At 59.7% G+C, this 20184-nt stretch carries 18 protein-coding genes; 14 read left to right on the top strand and 4 right to left on the bottom strand.

Annotated elements, in window-relative coordinates; translation table 11 throughout:
- The 13 genes from AUC71_RS14565 to AUC71_RS14510 form a co-directional block, all read left to right on the top strand.
- Nucleotides 1–760, top strand: a 760-nt coding sequence (locus tag AUC71_RS14565; protein WP_069624814.1) for a phage terminase large subunit family protein, incomplete at its 5' end; no start/stop codon positions are given.
- 136 nt (nucleotides 761–896) lie between these two features.
- Complete coding sequence (locus tag AUC71_RS14560) at nucleotides 897–1532, top strand: DUF3489 domain-containing protein (RefSeq protein ID WP_083238436.1); 636 nt, start codon at nucleotides 897–899, stop codon at nucleotides 1530–1532.
- A gap of 49 nt (nucleotides 1533–1581) precedes the next feature.
- A complete protein-coding gene (locus tag AUC71_RS14555) occupies nucleotides 1582–3900 on the top strand; it encodes a DUF2924 domain-containing protein (RefSeq protein WP_158007878.1) in 2319 nt (772 codons plus the stop codon).
- Nucleotides 3901–4139: 239 nt separating this feature from the next.
- Nucleotides 4140–5270: a DUF4238 domain-containing protein gene (locus tag AUC71_RS14550; RefSeq protein WP_069624813.1), complete on the top strand. Its 1131-nt coding sequence runs from the start codon at nucleotides 4140–4142 to the stop codon at nucleotides 5268–5270.
- 92 nt (nucleotides 5271–5362) lie between these two features.
- Nucleotides 5363–6835 carry a serine/threonine-protein kinase gene (locus AUC71_RS14545; protein ID WP_069624812.1) on the top strand — a complete coding sequence of 491 codons (1473 nt, stop codon included), beginning with the start codon at nucleotides 5363–5365 and terminating at the stop codon, nucleotides 6833–6835.
- Between the two features lie 290 nt (nucleotides 6836–7125).
- A complete protein-coding gene (locus AUC71_RS20420; RefSeq protein WP_204376742.1) occupies nucleotides 7126–7263 on the top strand; it encodes a hypothetical protein in 138 nt (45 codons plus the stop codon).
- Between the two features lie 353 nt (nucleotides 7264–7616).
- Nucleotides 7617–8432, top strand: a complete 816-nt coding sequence (locus AUC71_RS14540) for a class I SAM-dependent methyltransferase (protein ID WP_069624817.1) — start codon at nucleotides 7617–7619, stop codon at nucleotides 8430–8432.
- A gap of 141 nt (nucleotides 8433–8573) precedes the next feature.
- On the top strand, nucleotides 8574–9833 hold the full coding sequence (locus AUC71_RS14535) for an ATP-grasp domain-containing protein (RefSeq protein WP_141701737.1): 1260 nt from the start codon (nucleotides 8574–8576) through the stop codon (nucleotides 9831–9833).
- Nucleotides 9834–10113: 280 nt separating this feature from the next.
- Complete coding sequence (locus AUC71_RS14530; protein ID WP_083238433.1) at nucleotides 10114–12042, top strand: DUF3604 domain-containing protein; 1929 nt, start codon at nucleotides 10114–10116, stop codon at nucleotides 12040–12042.
- Between the two features lie 19 nt (nucleotides 12043–12061).
- Complete coding sequence (locus tag AUC71_RS14525) at nucleotides 12062–12928, top strand: peptidyl-prolyl cis-trans isomerase (RefSeq protein WP_069624810.1); 867 nt, start codon at nucleotides 12062–12064, stop codon at nucleotides 12926–12928.
- A gap of 178 nt (nucleotides 12929–13106) precedes the next feature.
- Nucleotides 13107–13910, top strand: coding sequence for a HupE/UreJ family protein (locus AUC71_RS14520; RefSeq protein ID WP_244500985.1), 804 nt, complete (start codon nucleotides 13107–13109; stop codon nucleotides 13908–13910).
- Nucleotides 13911–15240: 1330 nt separating this feature from the next.
- Nucleotides 15241–15522, top strand: a complete 282-nt coding sequence (locus AUC71_RS18930) for a hypothetical protein (RefSeq protein WP_141701736.1) — start codon at nucleotides 15241–15243, stop codon at nucleotides 15520–15522.
- Nucleotides 15523–16631: 1109 nt separating this feature from the next.
- Nucleotides 16632–17615 carry a GGDEF domain-containing response regulator gene (locus tag AUC71_RS14510; protein WP_069624808.1) on the top strand — a complete coding sequence of 328 codons (984 nt, stop codon included), beginning with the start codon at nucleotides 16632–16634 and terminating at the stop codon, nucleotides 17613–17615.
- Here the strand turns inward: AUC71_RS14510 and AUC71_RS14505 are convergent.
- Nucleotides 17577–18419 carry a response regulator gene (locus AUC71_RS14505; protein WP_069624807.1) on the bottom strand — a complete coding sequence of 281 codons (843 nt, stop codon included), beginning with the start codon at nucleotides 18417–18419 and terminating at the stop codon, nucleotides 17577–17579. The genes AUC71_RS14510 and AUC71_RS14505 overlap by 39 nt on opposite strands.
- A gap of 229 nt (nucleotides 18420–18648) precedes the next feature.
- On the opposite strand from AUC71_RS14505, the gene AUC71_RS22065 reads away from it, so the two are divergent.
- Nucleotides 18649–18771 carry a DUF2474 domain-containing protein gene (locus tag AUC71_RS22065; protein WP_193427051.1) on the top strand — a complete coding sequence of 41 codons (123 nt, stop codon included), beginning with the start codon at nucleotides 18649–18651 and terminating at the stop codon, nucleotides 18769–18771.
- Nucleotides 18772–18892: 121 nt separating this feature from the next.
- On the opposite strand, the gene AUC71_RS14500 is transcribed toward AUC71_RS22065, so the two are convergent.
- From AUC71_RS14500 to AUC71_RS14490, 3 genes are all read right to left on the bottom strand, one after another.
- The gene (locus AUC71_RS14500) at nucleotides 18893–19132 is read right to left on the bottom strand and encodes a hypothetical protein (RefSeq protein ID WP_141701735.1); all 240 of its coding nucleotides are present in this window, start codon (nucleotides 19130–19132) and stop codon (nucleotides 18893–18895) included.
- Nucleotides 19133–19181: 49 nt separating this feature from the next.
- Nucleotides 19182–19397, bottom strand: coding sequence for a hypothetical protein (locus tag AUC71_RS14495; protein ID WP_069624805.1), 216 nt, complete (start codon nucleotides 19395–19397; stop codon nucleotides 19182–19184).
- A 115-nt stretch (nucleotides 19398–19512) separates the two neighbouring features.
- Nucleotides 19513–19869, bottom strand: coding sequence for a phasin family protein (locus AUC71_RS14490; protein WP_069624816.1), 357 nt, complete (start codon nucleotides 19867–19869; stop codon nucleotides 19513–19515).
- Nucleotides 19870–20184 lie beyond the last annotated feature (315 nt).

Genomic DNA, 20184 nt, shown 5'->3' with positions numbered 1-20184 from the left:
CATGGTGAAGCGAGAGTGGATTCGCTGGTATGACAGGCCGCCGGAGCGCACGTCCAAAACCAAGATCCTTCTCAGCATAGACCCCGCTAGCAAAGATGGGCCCCATAACAGCTACTCGGCGCTCGCCACCATACAAGTCGAGGGCGACGACTATTATGTTCGCGATATGGTGCGCGGACGTTTCGATTTCCCGGTGTTGCGCGAGAAGACCCTGGCGCTCGCCGAGCGCTACAAGCCCACCGCGATCCTGATCGAGGACACCTCCTCCGGCACGGGTCTGGCACAGGAGCTGCGGCGCAAGGGCCTGTACCGTATCAAGGCCGTTCCAGTGGAACGGGATAAGGTGACGCGGCTCTTCGTACAGACGGCGAAATTTGAGGCTGGACGCGTGCACCTTCCTAAGGACGCATCTTACCTCTCGACCTTCTCGCCGAACTCCTCGCCTTTCCTCATGGCAAGAACGATGACCAGGTCGACAGCATCACGCAGGCGCTCGCCTACAAGCTTTCGACCTACACGCTCGACAACATCTAGTTTCGGCGTCGACTACTTCGCGGCGGCATCTAAGGGCCGGGGTCAACTGACCCCGGCCCTTTTGTTTGCGGCAAAGTCGGCTCGCCTGTTTGCGGCAAAGTCGGCTCGCGTCGCAGGTGGTTGCGCTCCGCCGTGCCGGCTGGAAAGGCGCCGCCGGCTTGATCCAGCTTTCCGCCAAAATGCCTCAAGCCGCACTCTTTTCGGCAATCGTTATGGCCGCAGATAGGACTGGACTTTAGCGCCATAGAGAGCGTGCATGCGGCCAACGCAACGACGGACGGAAGCCCCCGTCAGCGCCCTTCCCTGGCCTCCTGGCCGGGCTGTGGGCGGTGGAAGCGCCGGCATCGGGCCGGTGCGCCACGATGGAGGCAATCATGCCCAAGTCCCAACCCGAAACTGCCAAGCTTAGCGATGCGCAGCTCGTGATCCTAAGCGCCGCGGCGCAACGCCCCGACGGATCACTTCTTCCCTTGCCGGAGAGTTTGGCCAAAAAGGGCGCCGCTCAAAACAGGGTCATGATCGAGATCTTGTGCAAACGAAAACTGGCTGAAGAAAAACAAACCAAAAACGACGCGTCCGAATGGCGTCGCGACAAGGAGGGCCGTCCTCTTGGCCTGTTCATCACCAAGAGCGGGCTTCTCGCCCTTGGCATTAACGAGACGGAAGAGACCAAGCCCGCGCGGGCGGCGGCGAGTCTGCCGCGCCAGCGCAAGACGGCCGCCCCACGCAGCAAGGCCCGCAAGGCGTCTGTCGCCAAGCCCAAGGAGCGCGCAACGCCTGCGCACAGCAAGCAGCAGGCGGTGATCAAGATGTTGCGCCGGAAGTCGGGTGTCACCATCGACGACATCGTCGCCGAGACCGGATGGCAGCGGCATTCTGTGCGCGGCTTTTTCGCAGGTCTCGTCAAGAAGAAGCTCAAGCTGCCACTGGTCTCTGCAGTGAACAAGGACGGCGTGCGCCGCTATTACATCGCGCCGATAGGCTCCGCGAAGGAATAAGCCGGGAGCGGCGCATTGCAGCGTGCGGCATCACCTTAGTTAGGGCGACGTGGCGATCGACCGATGGGAAGCACAAGCAAGAGGCCCGATGATGGATTCTTCTGCTGCCGGAACCAGGGCCGTGAGTGAGCCGGGTAATTCGCATATCGAGCAAGAGATCGCGGCGCTGTGCGATCTCGATCACGCCGCCCTGAAAGAGCGCTGGCGCGCCCTTCGGGGCGGCGAGCCGCCTAGGAAACTCAGCCGTCAGTTCCTCCTTAGGGCGGTCGCTTTTGCTATCCAGGAACAGGCATTCGGCGGCCTCAGTCCGGCCGTGCGCCAACGGTTGCAGAAACTCGCCGGCGAACTGAAAGCCACGGGCCGTATTACGAGCACCGGAAAGCAATCGCCAATCAAGCCTGGCACGCGACTCATTCGAGAGTGGCAGGGCCGCACGCATGAAGTCACCGTCCTTGAGGAAGGCTTCCAGTGGAACGAGAAGGCCTACCGGAGCCTCTCGGCCATCGCCCGCGCGATTACCGGCACGCGCTGGAATGGACACCTGTTCTTTGGCCTGAAGCCAAGAAGCCGCGCGGCGGCGGCCAATAAGAATGGTGACGAGGACCCTCTGGGCACGGCTGTGACCGGTGCAGTGATCCGTAGGAGCGGGCTAATGACGGACATCACTAAGCGCGCCAAAAAGCGCTGCGCGATCTACACACGCAAGTCTTCGGAGGAAGGGCTAGATCAGGAGTTCAACTCGCTTCAGGCCCAGCGTGAGGCCTGCGAAGCTTTCATCACCAGCCAGAAAAGCGAAGGCTGGCAGGTTTTACCGACATCCTATGACGACGGAGGCTGGTCGGGCGGCACGCTGGATCGGCCAGCCCTACAGCAGCTCTTAGCCGACATCCGCGCATCCAAAGTCGACGTGGTGGTGGTCTACAAGATCGACCGCTTGACCCGCTCGCTGTTCGACTTCGCCAAGATCGTCGAGGTGTTTGATGCGCACAGCGTCTCGTTCGTGTCGGTGACGCAGGCTTTCAACACCACCACCTCGATGGGGCGCCTAACACTTAACGTGCTTTTGTCCTTCGCGCAGTTCGAGCGCGAGGTTACGGGCGAGCGCATTCGCGACAAGATCGCCGCCTCCAAGAAGAAGGGAATGTGGATGGGCGGCTTCGCCCCGCTCGGCTACGACGCTAAAGATCGCAAGCTTGTCATCAACGAGCCTGAGGCCGAAAGCGTCCGCTACATTTTTCGCAGCTATCTTGAGCTGGGCTCAGTCTACAAGCTGAAGGCCGAGTTGGAGGCCAAGGGCATCACTAGCAAGCGGCGGATCCGAGCCAATGGCAATCCGCGCGGCGGGTGCTCGATCGCAGCAGGCGCGCTCTATCAGATGATGCAAAATCCAATCTACACAGGCCGAATTGGCTACCAGGGCGAGGTTTATGAGGGCGAGCACGAGCCGATTGTAGAACCAGAACTATGGGAGGCGGTGCAGCAATCCCTCGCTGCAAAGCGCCAGGAGCGGCGAAGCGGCGCAAATACGAAAGAGCCCAGCTTGCTGGCCGGCCTGATCGTCGACTCAGAAGACAGGCCGCTAACGCCCTCACATGCCGCGAAAGGTGGGAAGCGCTACCGCTACTACGTCTCGCGCAGCCTAATCACGGATCCAGGCAGACCTGCGACTTCCTCATGGCGACTACCGGCCACCGAACTCGAACGCGTGATCCTCAAGCAGATCAGCGAGCTTCTAACGGACCAGAGCAGGATCTGGGCTCTGTTCAAAAAAGCCAAACTCTCCCATCAGGAGGCCGTTACCGGCCTCAAGCGCGGTAACGAACTCGCACTGAACCTGCAAAGACAGCCCAGTGATGTCGTACGCCAACTGCTTTTGCACTTGGTAAAGCAGGTCGTGGTTCATGAAGACCGCATCGCGACGGAGCTCAGGGTAGAGAGCCTCCTGAAACAGCTCGCCAAAAGCGGCGCCAATCAAGCCGGCATTATGATCATGTTGACGACACCCTGCCTATTCCGTCGGCGAGGCAGTGAGATGCGTCTCGTAATCGGAGATCGATATGGCACTGAAGGCAGGCCGGACCACACCCTGATCGCGGCCATTGTCCGGGCGCATGCATGGTGGCAGGAATTATGCGGGGGCAAAGTGTCTTTAAAGAAGCTTGCGGATCGCGAGCGCAGTGACGAGCGCTATGTTGCACGTGTCCTCAAGCTCTCGTTTCTGTCCCCGGACATCACAGCCGCCATACTTGAGGGCCGGCAACCACCAAATCTAACAGCGGACATGCTGATCAAAATGCCAGATTGTCCCTCCTCGTGGGCATTACAGCGCTCTCGGCTTGACTTTATGGTCAGAGCGCCTGCTTCCTAATCCGAGGGTCGCAGGTTCAAATCCTGCCGGGCTCACCACCAAACAACACTTAGCAGATGGACCGGCCGCCCGTTTGGCGGCCGGGGTTACTGTGGGGTGCACAGGCGGTCCAAAGCGGATAGCGCCGAGGATCGTCCCACCCTTCCGGGGGCGATACGCGGTGGCCCACTCGGTGCAAAAGGTGGATTGCAAGTCGCACTGCCTGGACTCACAAGAACGAATCCAGAATATTGCGCGCCATGAGCGAATTTACCAACAATCACTACGTGCCCGAGTGGTACCAGCGCCGCTTCATGCGGCCCGGCCAGGGCAAATACCACTACCTCGACCTCCAGCCGGAGACGCGCGCGAGCGGCCACCACAAGTGGACACGCCGGGCACTGCGGCGCCTGGGTCCAGCCAGCTGTTTCTCGCAGGACGATCTCTACACGATCCGGTGGGGCAAGCTTACCAGCGTAGACATCGAGCGGTTCTTCTTCGGAAGGATCGACGGGAACGGCAACAAGGCGGTAAAGGCGTTCGCGAACTTCGACTATACGCGCGTCTACCAGGAGGCGACGCAGGATCTTCTGGAGTACATGAGCGTTCAGAAGCTGCGCACGCCCAAGGGACTGGGCTGGCTGTCGCAGACGGCGCAGACGAACGACAGAAACCTCGATCTGCTCTTTCTCCAGCAGTACAGGCATCTGTTCGGGGCGACATGGGCCGACTGCGTATGGCAGATCGTCGACGCGTCGACCTCGCCGACCAAGTTCATCGTCAGCGACCATCCCGTCACGGTCTACAACCGGGGATGCTTTCCGCTCTCGACCTGGTGCAAGGGCTTCAACGATCCCGACGTAAGGCTGGTCGCGACGCACACGGTGTTCCCACTTTCTCTAGACAAGGCTCTCATCCTTACGAACCTCTCGTGGGCGAGGGATCCCTACCAGCCTGAGACCCGGATGCACCCGAACCCGCGCCTCTTCCGCACTACAATGTTCAAGATCACGGACATCCAGACCGGCAGGCAGCTGACCGAGCAAGAGGTGCTCGCCATCAACTTTATCATCAAGCGGCGTGCGCACCGTTTCGTCGCTGCGGCGGAAGAAGAGTGGCTACACCCCGAGCGGCGCATGGAGACGGAGCACTGGCGCAAGCTGGGAGGCGGACTGCTCCTCATGCCCGAGCCACGCGAACTGCACATGGGGGGTGAGATCATCGTCGGTTTCGAGACGGCAGGTCGGAGGCGTTCGGCCCTTACGGACATCGCCCCTGGCAGAAAGGCTACAAGGACGAGCGGCGCGAAGAGCGGGAGTGGCGCACGCTCGAACGCTTCAAGGCGGAGTTCGCCCTCATGCACGGCCCCAGGTTCCGCGGCAACTCAATGAACTTCGGCGGCAGGTCGCTCGACGGTAACATGGAGGTACATGCTCGCCACCTCGAGCGAGCGCGCGCCCATCGCAGCAGATCCAAGTAGAGCATGGCTAAGACGATAAAGCTCAATAAGGAATGGGAACTCGGCGAGCGGATCGACGGCGGCGGCTTTGGTCAGGTTTTCGCGGCAAAGTCCGCCGATGGTCTGAGCGCGGTGGCCAAGCTCGTCCCCAAGGCTCCCGGCGCACAGCGTGAGCTCTTGTTCGTGGACCTAGGAGGCGCCCAGAACGTAGTGCCGGTAATCGACAGCGGCGAGACCAAGGACAGTTGGGTTCTGATAATGCCTAGGGCGACAAAGTCCCTTCGCAAACATCTTGATGATACCGGGGGTGCACTCGATGTCCCCGACGTGCTTAGCATTCTCACAGACATCATGACAGCACTCGTCGATCTCGATGGCAAGGTGGTCCACCGAGATCTGAAGCCAGAGAACATTCTGCTGCTCGACGGAAAATGGTGTCTCGCTGACTTCGGCATCTCTCGCTACGCTGAATCGACCACAGCGCCAGACACACAAAAATACGCCTGGACGCCAGCCTATGCTGCTCCGGAACGCTGGCGGGCAGAGCGAGCGACCATCGCGACCGACGTATACGCACTCGGCGTCATTGCGTTCGAGATGGCGGCGGCGGGGCGCCCTTTTATCGGGCCAGAGCCACACGACTATCGCCATCAACACCTGCACGAGGACCCACCGGACCTACCTCAGCTCCCCGCTAGCTTGGCCTCCCTGATCAAGGAGTGCCTTTACAAAGCGCCCGAGGCGCGCCCTCGCCCGGCGAACGTCGCGGCTCGCCTGCCGCAAATTCAGCCAGCCAAAACATCAGCCGGTCTAGAACGTCTCAAAGCGGCGAATCTCGCTGAGGTGCAGCGCAAGGGCGAAGCCGCGCGGCGTGCATCAGAGCTCCGCTCGGAAGTCGACCAAAGGAAGGAGCTTCTCAAGGTCGCCGTAAGCAGCATGAAACAAGTAGGGGTTGCGTTGCTCCAGGCAATATCTACGGCCGCGCCCTCCGCGGAAATTCATCAAGAACGGGACTGGTGGACGTTGTCGTTGAACGGCGCTCAACTGGAGCTTGGCCAAACAAGGCCCGTGGCAATCGATCCTTGGAACTTTGATCCACCGGCGTTCGACGTAATTGCACAGACACATGTGATCCTGAGGATTCCACGCGATAGGTATGAATACGAGGGTAGGAGCCACTCGCTCTGGTATTGCGACGCCAGGGAAGAAGGCTACTATCAGTGGTTTGAGACAGCCTTCATGCTTTCTCCTTTTACGGGCCAAAGCACGCGCATGAAGCCTTTTGCGCAGGAGCCGAACGAGGCGTCAGCCAAGGCACTTTGGAACGGCATAGCCGAATTTCAATTGGCATGGCCCTTCACGCCGATCGACCTTGGCAATCTCGACGAATTCATCGATCGCTGGGCGGATTGGTTCGCCACCGCCGCACAAGGGCAGCTCGTTAGTCCCAGCACCATGCCGGAGCGAAAAGCCGAAGGAAGCTGGAGAAGGAAGTAAACGCTTCATCGATGATCTTTTGACTCTGCACGCGGAGGTTGCTTACACTCTGACCTAGGGGGAAGCGACATGCTGCGCGCCACGGTCCTCAGCGCCGCGCTCTTGATGCTCTGCTGCTGCTCGCGGAGCCCACCGCCCCCTGTCTACGCAACCCGCCGCTTACTCGGGGCCTTGCGCTTGCCCTGAAGATCGCGACAGCGCGGGGCGGCGCTGCGGCAAACGAAGCGCGTGGAGCAGAGCGGGCGGTGCCTCTCCGGCGTGCAACGTGGACGGAACGCGAGCCTAGAGAGATGTGGGCCGACAACGACAACCGCATACCGCGCGACTACTTCATGCCGAAGCCCAGCCCGTGGCGCTGGCTTTGGCTGGCACTGACGTTCTCGGTCCCGGCGGCTTTCTTGATCGCTATCGCAAGAGCGAGTTTCTGAGTTGAGCCATAGGCCCGGCGACGCGGGGAGACAGCCGCGCGGCCGAGACCAATGGTTCGCCTGCAACAGACCTCGAGAAGCCCTAGTCTTCGTCGAGGCAGTAGGCGATCACCTCGTCGGCATCGAGGTCATACCGGAACCCGGCCACAGGGATGTTCCGCCGAATTCGGCTTTAGAGAAAACTTCGCGCCTGAGGTGCCGAACGAGAAAATTCGCCTTCTCTCTTCGGTCCGGTTAGCGCACGAGTCTGCCTGTGACCCCAAAACGGACCCCCCTAGCCGGAGACGGTCTTGCAGGGTTGGTGACCTGCGAGCATGATCTGGCTCCGCCCGTCCACGAAAGGAGTCACGTCCATGAATCCCAACAAGGCTCTTTGGGAGAAGGGCGACTTCACGCGCATCGCCGCAACTATGCGAGAGAGCGGAGAAGCCCTCGTCAGCACTTTGGGCATTACCAAGGAGCTCAAGGTCCTTGATCTTGGGTGCGGTGACGGAACGACCGCGCTGCCGGCTGCGGCGCTTGGAGCGGATGTCCTTGGCGTCGACATCGCGAAAAATCTCGTCGAGGCGGGCAACAGACGCGCGCGCGAGTACGGGCTTTCCAACTGTAGGTTCCAAGAAGGCGATGCCACGAATCTGCATGAGCTTGAGGATGAAGCCTTCGACCTCGTCATCAGCATCTTTGGGGCGATGTTCGCGCCAAAGCCTTCTGACGTGGCCAAGGAGATGGTGCGGGTGACGCGGCCCGGCGGGCGGATCATCATGGGTAATTGGATTCCGAACGACCCGACCCTAGTCGCGCAAATCTTAAAGGTCTGCGCGGCCTACACATCGCCGCCCCCTGAAGGCTTTATCAGCCCCATGACCTGGGGTGTGGAAGACAACGTGATAGAGCGGTTTACTGCGGCGGGGGTCCCCAAGGAAAATATCGCTTTCGCGCGGGATACCTTCACCTTCAACTATCCTGGGCCGCCGTCGGGCTTCGTCGGTGAGTTTCGGGCCTATTACGGGCCGACCATGAATGCCTTTGCAGCAGCGGAGGAGAGCGGCCGCGCAAACGAGCTCCAGGGGAAGCTGGAGGCGCTGTTCGACAGCCAGAACTCGAGCCCGAGCCAGGACGCCGCCCGCATTCCAGCGACTTTCCTGCGCGTCACCGTCGCTCGGGAATGAGGTTCCGCTTAGTCACCGGGCCGGACCTCCACGATGCGTGGGATAGCGTTTGGCGACCCGATCATCCGAAAAATTGCCCAAGCACCGTCTCGGCCGCGGTGCGCTGGCAGCAGGTCAATGAGACATTTCATGAGGGGTGCTATGCCCGCCATTGATAAATCTGATGCGGTTCGACTGAACCAGGGTTGCGCCTGCATTACCCTAGATCGAAAAGCTCTCGGCCAGGCACTTGACTCAGAGTCTGGCGAGCCTGGATTCAGCCAGAGACTTATAGCTGCGCAGTCGCACGCCTTCTCCAACGTGCCCGTTTTCCTCTCGGGCGACGAGCTGGCCAAAATGGAGGAGGTGATACAGGCAATTGAGCAGGTGAGTGAGCTAACACAGTACAGCAATGCAGTTCTGTCATGGGCTCCTGGCATCGCTCGCCGGGATTTCGGTCCAGCCGGAGCGTTGATGGGCTACGATTTTCACCTAGGAGAGACCGGGCCAACTCTTATTGAGATCAACACCAACGCAGGAGGCGCGTTCCTGAACGCGGCACTGGCTCGAGCGCAGGTGGCATGTTGCGGAGAAGCCGTCGAATTCTCCAGTTCTCAATGCAGCTTTGAAGATCTTGCCTTCGAGATGTTCTTAAATGAATGGGCCCGACAGGGAAGAAGCGGGCGCCCGCGAACTATCGCCATTGTCGACGACGTGCCTGAACAGCAGTTTCTCTATCCCGAACTTGTACTAGCGCGACAGGCACTAAAGCAGAGAGGGGCTCACAGCGTCATTGCTGATGCGCCAAGGCTCAGCTACGGGGGCAAGACACTCACCTTTGAAGGAGAAGAGGTCGATCTTGTCTACAACCGTCTTACGGACTTTGCGCTGGAAAGGCCTGAGCATCGAGCACTAAGGCAGGCATACGAGGATGGCTACGTCGTGCTCACCCCGAATCCCCACAATCATGCTCTCTTGGCCGACAAGCGCAATATGTCCGTACTTTCGAATTCAGTGATGTTGGAGAGTTGGGGAGCCGCTGGCGAAAGGCTCGCTCGGTTGCAGGCGGTGCCGCCTACAGTTCTGCTCACCTCTGAAAACGCTGCCGACCTTTGGCAACGGCGCAAGACGCTGTTCTTTAAGCCTAGCAGCGGCCACGGCAGTAAGGCTGTCTACCGCGGCGACAAAATTACCAAGAGGGTCTGGTCAGAGATCTCCAAAGAAAAATATGTGGCGCAGGATCTGATGCGGCCGAGTGAGCGCATCGTCATGGTCGATGGATCGCCTGTGATACGCAAACTGGATGTGAGACTCTACACTTATCAAGCGCGCACGCTGATTGGTGCTGCGCGTATATATCAAGGGCAGACTACCAACCTCTCCACACCCGGAGGAGGATTTGCACCGCTATTCATCGTTTAGCCGCCCGCGGGCCATCGAGCGTCGTCCACGTAGGTCGCGCACAAAAGCCGGTGGTCCAGATTACCATGGCCTCAGGCTGAGTTCGCTCTTCTGACGTCAGCTTTTGGCTAAGCCGACGTGCCGAAGGGCGAGCCCGATTTCCGCTTTTGACCCAAAGGCGACCTCAACACTGCGGTCATAGAAGCTCGTTAGGGGCCAGACCAACCGGTGAGGAGATTGCCAAAGCGGCCCGATGGGTATGGAATGCCCACTATAGAGGGGCATCCAAGGGAGCGTAGTGATGGGCGGTCGGGTTTCGTTTGGGGTCGGCATAGCGCTCGTGATCGGCCTGACAGTTCCAGCGACAGCTCAGGATTCGGGCACGCTTACCGAAGGTGAGGCGGCAAAGCTCTATCCCGACAAGCCGGTCTATTCGCGCTACGCGGGACGGGACTTTCCAACGCGGCCGTTCTTCGGTGATACCCACCTGCACACGTCGTTCTCCATGGACGCAGGTGCCTTCGGCGCGCGTATCGGCCCGCGCGACGCCTATCGCTTTGCTCGCGGGGAACAGCTGACCGCGTCCAGTGGCCAGCCGGTGAAGCTCTCGCGGCCGTTGGACTTCCTCGTCGTGGCCGACCACTCCGACAATATGGGCTTCTTCCCGGACTTGCTGGCGGGCAAGCCGAGCATCCTCGCCGATCCAACCGGCAGGAAATGGTACGAGATGGTCCAGTCGGGAAAGGGCGCAGAGGCCGCTATCGAAATCATTGTCGCGTTCTCGCATAACAAGTTCCCGGAAGACTTGATGTATTTTCCGGGCACATCCGCCTACAAAAATGCGTGGCAGGAGACCATAGACGCGGCCGAGGAGTATAACGACCCCGGCCGCTTCACCGCCTTTATCGGCTACGAGTGGACGTCTAATACCGGCGGCAACAATCTCCACCGCAACGTGATCTTCCGCGACAACGCCGACAAGGCGAGCCAAGTCGAGCCGTTCACCGTCTATCCGCCCTACGGCAGCGACAATCCGGCGGACCTCTGGAAATGGATGAAAGCCTATGAGGACAAGACCGGCGGCAGCGTGCTCGCTATTGCGCATAACGGCAATCTCAGTAACGGCCTAATGTTTCCGACGGTCGAGGCCTCGGAAAGAAGCTCGATAGCGACTACGCCAAGACACGCGCGAAATGGGAACGGCTCTACGAGACCAGCCAAACCAAGGGCACCGGAGAAGCGCATCCCTATCTCTCGCCGAACGACGAGTTCGCGGATTCGAGATCTGGGACAAAGGCAATCTCGACGCAGCGTGCCGAAGGAGAAGAGCATGCTCGAATTCGAGTACTCTCGCGCGGCCTACAAGAACGGGCTGAAGCTTGCGGAGGAGCTCGGCACCAATCCCTACAAGTTCGGCCTAGTCGGCAGCAGCGACGCGCATACCGGTCTCGCCGCCATGGAAGAGGACAATTTCTTCGGCAAGACCACGCCCCAGGAGCCGAGCCCGGAGCGCATGCTGGCGACCTTCGTCGACAACAAGGAAACCGGCGTCAAGATCATGGATTGGGAAGTTGGCGCCTCCGGTTACGCAGCCGTCTGGGCGACGGAGAACACGCGCGAGTCCATTTGGGACGCCATGCAGCGCAAAGAAACGTATGCCACCACCGGTCCGCGCATGATCGTGCGCTTTTTCGGCGGCTGGAACTTCGCGCCGAGCGACGCAGAAGACCGCTTGCCGGCGCATACCGGCTATTCCAAGGGCGTGCCCATGGGCGGCGATCTCGGCCCGGCACCCGAAGGCAAGGCGCCGACCTTCCTGCTGGCCGCGCTCAAGGATCCGATTGGCGCCAATCTCGACCGCTATCAGATCGTCAAGGGCTGGCTCGATGCGGACAGCAAGTTGCACGAGAAGGTCTACGATGTGGTTTGGTCCGGCGACCGCAAACCGGGCGAAGACGGCAAGGTGCCTGCGGTCGGCAACACCGTGGACGTGGAGAACGCGACCTGGACCAACACGATCGGCGCGCCAGAGCTGATCACGGTCTGGACGGATCCAGACTTCGACCCCTCCGAGCCCGCGTTCTATTACGGTCGCGTGCTGGAGATCCCGAAGCCGCGCTGGACGGCCTACGATGCCAAGTTCTACGGAACCAAGCCGCTGCCGGGCACGACCATGACGCTGCAGGACCGCGCCTACACCTCGCCCATCTGGTACACCCCGAAAGGATGACAGAGCACCGGGCATTGCAATGACTTTGCTCACAAAGCTTGCTCGGGAGCCGCTGGTTCACTTCGTTCTGATCGGCGCAGCGGTGTTCGGCTTCTATGCGCTCATGGCTGGCGGCGGTCAGGAAGAAGTACGCAATAGGATTGTCGTCACCGGGGGGCGGGTTGAGCAACTGGCGCAGGTCTTTGAAAGGACCTGGCAGCGCCAGCCCACGCCCGAGGAGTTGCGCGGGCTGATCGATGCCTTCGTTAAGGAGGAGGTCTATTACCGAGAAGCGCTCAAGCTTGGGCTCGACCGTGACGACACGCTGATCCGACGGCGCATGCAACAGAAGTTGGAATTCCTAACCGAGCCGAGCGACGAAGCATTGCGCGCCGACGATGCCGCGCTGCAGGCCTATCTCGATGCAAACAAAGCGGCGTTCCGCGTTGGGCCGAAGATCGCCTTCGACCAAGTGTTCCTCAATCCCGACAAGCCGGGCGAGGCGGCGCTCGTGCGGGCCAGGCAGACTCTTGAGGTCCTGAAGGCGGTGGAGCCGGACGATGTGCCTGCGGATGTCGGGGATCCGACGCTGCTGCCGCGCTCGACGCCACTCTCGCCGCTCGGGGACATTGCCCGCAGTTTCGGCGAGACCTTCGCGGCAAACCTCACCGATCTTCCGGAGAATGAGTGGTCAGGACCGGTCAAGTCGCCTTATGGCGTGCATCTCGTGCGCGTTACCAAGCGAGTTGACGGCTATGACCCGGAGCTTGCCGAAATTCGCGACGCCGTGGCGCAAAAGTGGCGAACGGAGAAGCGTGACGTGTTCCAGGTGCAAACCTACGATCAGCTGCTCGCCAGATACGATGTCGTTTTGCCTGACGCGCTCGAACCTAAGGCCGCGCCGTGATCCGCGCTCTCTACATCTTCGCGTTCTTGCTCCTGCTCCAAGGGGCCGGCCTGGCCCATGAGTTGCGACCGGGATTCCTGGAGATAAGGCAAAGCGGTGCCGAGACCTACGACGTGCGCTTCAAGGTACCCGCCCGGGGCGACATGCGCCTCGGTCTCTACGTGCGCCTCCCGGATGGGTGCACGAACGAAGCAGCTCCGCACACGGAGCACGTCGCAGCGCGTTCTTGGAGTATCTTTCGATCGCATGTTACGGTGGTCTCGCCGGACACCAGATTTCGATTGACGGGCTCTCCGGGACGTTCACCGATGTGATCGTGAGGGTCGAAACGACAAACGGTGCCGTCCAAGCGGCCCGGCTCACGCCCGACCAACCCACTCTCACCGTCGCCGCCGCGCCGACCTGGCTCGATACGGCGCGCACGTATTTCCTGCTCGGCGTTGAGCATATCCTACTTGGTATCGATCATCTGCTGTTCGTGCTGGCGCTTCTGCTGCTCGTCCGCAACAGATGGATGCTGGTGAAGGTCATCACCGCGTTTACCGTAGCGCATAGCATTACGCTGGCCGTTGCCGCGCTCGGTTGGGCACAAATTCCGCAAGCGCCCGTAGAGGCGGTGATCGCGCTCAGCATCATGTTTGTAGCAGCTGAGGCCCTCCGCCAGAAACGCGACGAAAGCGACCTCACTCGCAATGCGCCGTGGATCATCGCCTTCGCCTTCGGCCTGCTGCATGGCTTGGGCTTTGGCGGCGCACTGAAAGAGATCGGTCTGCCGCAGTCCGACGTGCCACTCGCTTTGCTAACCTTCAATCTCGGTGTCGAGGCTGGCCAGCTTGGGTTCGTTTTCGCTGTGCTAGGGCTGAAGGCAATCGTCGACCGCCTGATTGAGCTGAAATTACCCTGGGCGCGCACAGCCACTGGCTACGGCATCGGCTCGCTGGCCGCCGTGTGGTTCGTCCAGCGCCTGGCAATCATGCTTTGAACGCTCTTATCCGCTCCTGGCACTCAGCGGACGTGCCGAAAGGGCGAACCCGACTTTCGCTTCTGACCCTAAGCGGACTAAAAAATCTGTTTTAGGCAGGCTGATCGAACGTCGGCGATACGCCGCCTTGGCGAACCAACTCAATTTGGCGCTACCGATGATACGGAGGCGCGCGCGGGCCCGCGGCGTGGCTTGATGCTGATAGTTCCGAATCGACTTCCACTACCAACCAGTCGTCGAAAGGATACTTTAACAATGAGATGTATCTGGGCCGCATTGGTGTCACGCGCTATTTCACACTCGGGGATTAAACCGTACGCCAGGGGGGCTGGCGCCAGGTCCCCCGGTAAAGCCGCGCGGGCTTTTGCTCCGCAATTCGCGGGCAAGGGCTTTTCGCTCACTCATGTTTAACTCTAGCTGCGGTTGCTTCTTGCGAAAGCTGAGCACCAGTGGGGTAGCTATCTCGCCAAAGTGGCCCCCGCACCGCCACCTAGGGAGAACCGATAAGCCCCGGCCTCCTTCGAGTCTGGGGCTTATTATTTGCCCAACAACTCAGGCAGTTTCGCAATGTTCGCCGCAACCCTTCGGCCTTCCTCCCAGGTCAGCACGTTGGCAACCTCGGCGTTCTTCTCATCGTCCCGGCAGTAGACATAACAAAGGGTGCGGCCTCGAGAGTCCCGCACCCGATACCCGCCCTCGGTCTTCTCGGCAGACCAAGGGGCCTTCAGTCTTCTCATGGGAGCCTTCCCTCTTGGCTCCCCCCGCTGTCGAAGCGTAACATCCCGCAAGGCGACAAAGGAGTCCTTCAGTGAGGGCCATCCTTCTGTTTTTGGTCTTGCTAGGTTTGCTGGTCTGGTATTTGGCCGATCGCCATGACTGCTACTGGCATGGATTGGACCAGTGGACACCTTGGGCCCGGTGTGTGGTTGGATTGAGCCACTTTTAGGGATCCTGACCTCGCCAAGACGGTGCAAACAGCCCCCCACACTCGAATCATTGTAAGATCTCTACAAGTTTTTGTAGCCAGCAAATGGGAACAGAGCGTTCTGAAAATGAGCGACGATCCTGATCAGCTTGTGAAGCGGTCGCATACCCCTGAGCAGTGTCGCGTTGAGGCGGCAGAGTGCCGCCGCCGAGCTAATTCGACTTTTGATCGGAGAGAGCGGGCGCGATGGGCTGATCGAGCTAATCTTTGGGAAAAGTTTGCCGCAGAGTTGGATGGCGAGGAGCAGCGCGCCAAGCAATGAAGGGGGCGGTAGCGCCAATGGAACCCCATCACAGGCTCGAAGTTTTTCTACCAAGGCTCCGGGAGGAACTCATTAGGATAGGGATGCCAGAGCCGCTGGCGATCTTTCAGTGCGATGCGATCTCGCTAGGAACAAGGCCGTCCGCAATCTTGAGCGTAAAAGAATATCAGGAAGCGTGGATCGTTGCGCATGCAATGACAACGATACTGACCAACGACGAAGATGATTCAAAAGCTTCAGCTTGGTTCACCGCACTATCGCATCGAATCCTTGACTTTGAAGATGCTCACGAGGCCAGCCATGGGTGGTTTCCGCTGAATCCAGGCGGTCCAGAATGGACGGATGGTCCTAAAGGTTCCGCGTAGGTGACTGACGCCCATATTCAGCGCGCTATCTCCTTGGGGACGGTGCACTGTCATGCTGGCTGGCGATACAAGCCTCGAACGAGAAACGGCCCCAAGGCACTGGTTGAGGCCGTTTCCCAATTTGCCGTCTACGCAAATGGAGGACGGAAGACGGCACCCGCTGCTGGCACCTATCAGCGTGCGCTTCAATCCTTGCTAAATTGTTAGACGCGCAAAAAAGGGCGCTGATCACGTTCTGTCTCACCGGCCCCAGTTGTTATGCGATCCAGCCTAGTTCACGCGCCTTCGACAAAGCAGCGCGAACGGCTTGGGCTCGAAACGCAGCTGCTGATGGGCTCGTGACGCTGGCTGGTAGCCAGCTGTCGGTCATGATGAGGTGAGGCGCTTCGGGGTCTTTCTGATACGTCACGGCACAGTCTGTGCCCGGCCTCGTGATGACGATGCTTTTCCCCTTAACCTCTACGGAGAGGGCATCCATAAGCCATCTTACCACTCTACGGTTTCTAGGAAGCTATTATGAAGGCCCTTGAACCGAGTAATTTTTGGGGAAGGCTGGCTTCGTGCACTGGAGCTTCCTCTTGGCAATCCGCTAGGCTAAAGTTCCTCATCGGGGTACTTGCGTAGCCCCGTGTCATGTGTGTTTGAAACCCCACTTTGGCCCCGCCAACTGCGGGGCCTCTTCTTGCGTCGAATGCCAAGGGTCCAACCGTATAACTGTCCATTCTGCCAGCGGGAAATGCTCTTCGAGGAACCGAAGAACTGCTATCGCTGCCCGGATTGTGAGACGATTGTCGAGCTTGGAGACAGGCCGGCAGGGAACGAAGCCGAGGATACTGAGTGAAAGCCGAGGCCGCCGAACTGGCTCGGGACTCGGCCTCTCAGCTCGGCCAGGGAGGTGAGCCCCGGCTGCCGTCTGAGGTTTGTGAAACAGCCCGGCTCCTGGCCGCTTTGAACCTTTCGGGAATAGCCGATCCTCCGAAGACGCATGGCTAGTCGTCGGCTATTATTTCTAGGCGTCCAATACGCGAGGGCGCGATTTTTGAGCTTGGTGCAATAAGGACTTTGGCGTCGCTAACCGAGCGTAAACGCCTTTCTGGTAGCAGAAGCTGATGCGCATCGCCCTGGTTGAACCAAGCCGGACCAACCGGACGATCGTGTCGCGTCTTCTGCAGGAGGGCGGCCACGAGGTGCGCTCCTTCGAGGATGGGCCGGAGGCACTCGAGGCGCTCGCCTCGGATGCGACGCTGAATGCTGTGATCACCGGCTCGGAACTCAAGTCGATTTCTGGCTTGGAACTCGTCTGGGAGGCGCGGCTCTTGAGCGGCCCGCGACGCTTCCTCCACATACTTTTCATGTCATCACTGAAGGACGAAGCCGCGGTATCCGAGGCACTGGATTCCGGCGCCGACGACTTTATCGCAAAGCCGCCGTCCCCCCGCGAGCTGCGGTCCAGACTGCGAGCCGCTGAGAGAATGGCGAACCTACAGAGCGAGCTTATGGAGCTTGCGTTCACCGATCCTCTGACCGGGGTTCTCAATCGCCGGGGCTTCTTCGAGGCGGTGACGCCGATCGTAAGCGATGCATCTGTCGCGTTCAGCGCCATGCTTCTAGACTTGGACTTCCTAAAGGAGATCAACGATCTCTACGGGCACGACACCGGCGATGTCGCCATTCGGACGCTCGCTGGGGTGCTCCGGGAAAAGGCCGGTGGCGTTGCGGGCCGGATGGGTGGAGACGAGTTTGCGCTACTGCTGCCAGCGCACTGCCTCAAAGATGCGGCCGACCTCGGAGAGGCAATCCGAAGGCAGTTCTCGGCGGCTCGCTTGAGGACACGGGACGGAAGCGTCTCGCTATCTTGCAGCATCGGAGTTGCCGAGCTTACCGCTGGGAAGGGATTGGATCATCTACTCGCACAGGCAGATTTGGCCCTCTATCACGCCAAAGAGGGCGGTCGAGATAAGGTGTCGACGCCTCCGTCTCACGAGTGGATCCGCGGCAACGCTCGCGCCAGGAACCGCGTGGCCCGGAGCAGCAAGCGCCCGAACCGCCCCCCGCTAGACGGCGATACCGGCGTGTCGCCTCAGCGAGTTTAGCAACTGTTCGACAGATACAGGTTTGGTGAGAAAGTCCGCGGCCTGACCCCGACCGAGTAGCTCTCGTTCGACCGGGGCTCGATCTCGGGCGTCGGTTATCTTCCCCGTGCAGACAATGACTGGGATGCCCTTCGTCGCGGGAGTACTCTTGATGCGACTCAAGAGGTAGTGGCCGTCGCCGCCGGCCATGTAGTAATCGGTGACAATCGCATCGGGTTTGATTTTCAAAGCCAGCCAGAAGCCCTGTATGCCACTCGAGGCGGTCACGACGTCAAGGCCGGACTTCTGTAGCCGGGAAGTTAGCTCCTTAAGGACTATGGCGTCGTCGTCGACCAGCAAAACGTTCGGCCGCGCCGCCTCTGCTTTTTTGTCGATCTGCGCATCCGAGACGTCGGCCGCAGCGAAGATCCGCTGCATGATCGGCTCGAGTTCATCCCAAAGCTGCCCGCCCTTCTGGACGTAGGTGGCACCGAGTTCTTTGCATCGCTGCTTGGTCGCTTCACCGGAATCGGCAGTCAGGATCACGACCGGCAGTGGCTGGAATTTCGCGTCCGTAAGCCGCTCGCACACGCGGAAGCCTTCCACATCAGGTAGATGGAGATCCAGTATTAGAAGGTCTGGCTCCAGCTTTGACGCCTGTAGCAAGGCGCGCAGTCCGTCAGTGGCTGTCTCAACGCGAAGTCCAGCTTCCTTGCAGCGGGCGGAGAGATACTCCCGGATGACGGGGTCGTCGTCCGCCACCAGAACGGTTTTGCCTTCAAACGCCAGCTGGGGTGATGCGGCTGAAGCAGGCATATCAAGCATAGCCTTGCTACGAATAGTGAGAGCTAAAGGCACTCTAGAGATGGAGCGGTAGCGAAGTCTTAACGGGCTCCAGCAAACCCTACACGCCCGGTGGTTTGTTCTCGCGCAGGATCGTCCGTACCCTCTGCTCTGTGCTTCCTTTGGACGAAACCCCGGATTCCTTAAGCAACGCATCAACCATTTCTAGGTCGTAGGCTAGCTCCATCCATCGCTTCGCTAGCCGCTCAAAGTGCCCTCTGCCGAACAATCCAAGCACCCCTGGCTGTGGTTCATTGGTTTGTGGCTCGCCGGCGCGCTCGCCCTTGCTGCCGTCTCCTACGCCATCCGCCTCCTCATCTTCGGCTTTAGCTAGCCATCGCCCACCACCAAAATCGTCGCCTACTCGAATTCCGCTGATGGCACTTGCCGGACGTGCCCTAGGGCGAGCCTGACTTCCGCTTGCGATGTCCGATCTGCTCGCAGAAAGCGGAGCTTCAGGCGATCCAACCGAGAGTTCTAGCCTTGGCGCTCGCCACTCTCCAAGCTTCGATTAGAAACTCTGACACCTTCATTGCGATGCGGGGATCGTCCTTGTCCGGAATCTGCCTGGCAAGTAGCTGAGGCGAGGCACCGGCCTTGTAATATGTCACGGAGTAAGATCCGGGTAGGCTAACGAGAATCTCGTCATCGATAACCTGCGCCCGCAACTCGGGTTTGAACTTCTTTGTGTTCAAGCTGGGCATCCAATAGCGACACAAAGCATTGCAACATTCTTCATAAGCTTCACGCGTCAGAGGAGAAATTTGTCGTCCCCTCGCGATCGCATAGCAGGGTCTGCAAAGGCAAATCGACGTCGACGTTTTCTGGTGCGATACCCTCTTGGCGGGCAAGGCGCGCCAGCAACTCAATAACCTCGGCCAATGAATCAGCCTTTTCCTGCCTCAGCAGGAACTGGGCTGCGTCACCTGGCGCACGCTGAACCCATGCCACAACCAGCATGCCCGGTTCGCCGTCCGTAATTTGAGCTCTGATGTGGGGATACGTCCGAGCCGACACTGTCGCAAACTCCTGAAAAAAGACCCGGTGTTACCCGGGTCTTTTCGAAGATTAAGCTTTAGGAAGTGGCTTCCTGCGCCCGTTTGTCGACGGTCTGCGCAACCGGCTTGTAGGCATTGCGAGCGACCGCAACGTACATCTGGCCGATCTTCGACATTTCCGCGATGTAGGTATCGTATGCCGTCTTAGCGAACTGAGCCTGAATTTCGACAGCCTGCTCAATCGACTTGGCGCCCATGAGCTTTTCGAAGGTGCGGGTGCCGTCCTCAAGCGCCTTCTTTTGGTAGTCGGCAACCTTCGTAGCGATTGCCTGCAAGCCCTGATTCACATCACCGAATGAACGGATGGCGGCATCAAAGCCATTCTTGCCCGCCCTATGAAACTCCTCACCAAATTTCTGAAACTGCTCGACCATGTAATGTAGTCCTCCTTCAATGAATACCGCTTTGAGCGGTCGTTTGGCGGTCTGCATATGGTGCGATGCACAATCGTGGTCAAGCAGAATTGGTGCAGCGCAGCATGACCTCAGGAGGTGAGTGAACGAAAAATGGGCAAAAAAGGAGCTATTGCGTGCGTTTTGGACAAAATGACGCAGCCCGCGTGGCGCCAAAAGGGCCGCGAGGCGAGGCGCTGCTCAGAAACTGCCCCACTCGTAACGAAGCCTCGCGAAGAGGTCCCACGCGCCAGCGTAGCAAATTGCAAGTCCGGCGGGCAGTCCGCACTTGGCACG

The organism is Methyloceanibacter marginalis (assembly GCF_001723295.1).
Lineage (GTDB): Bacteria > Pseudomonadota > Alphaproteobacteria > Rhizobiales > Methyloligellaceae > Methyloceanibacter > Methyloceanibacter marginalis.
Note: the sequence above shows the minus strand (reverse complement) of the source record. Positions and strands in the feature narration are given on the sequence as shown.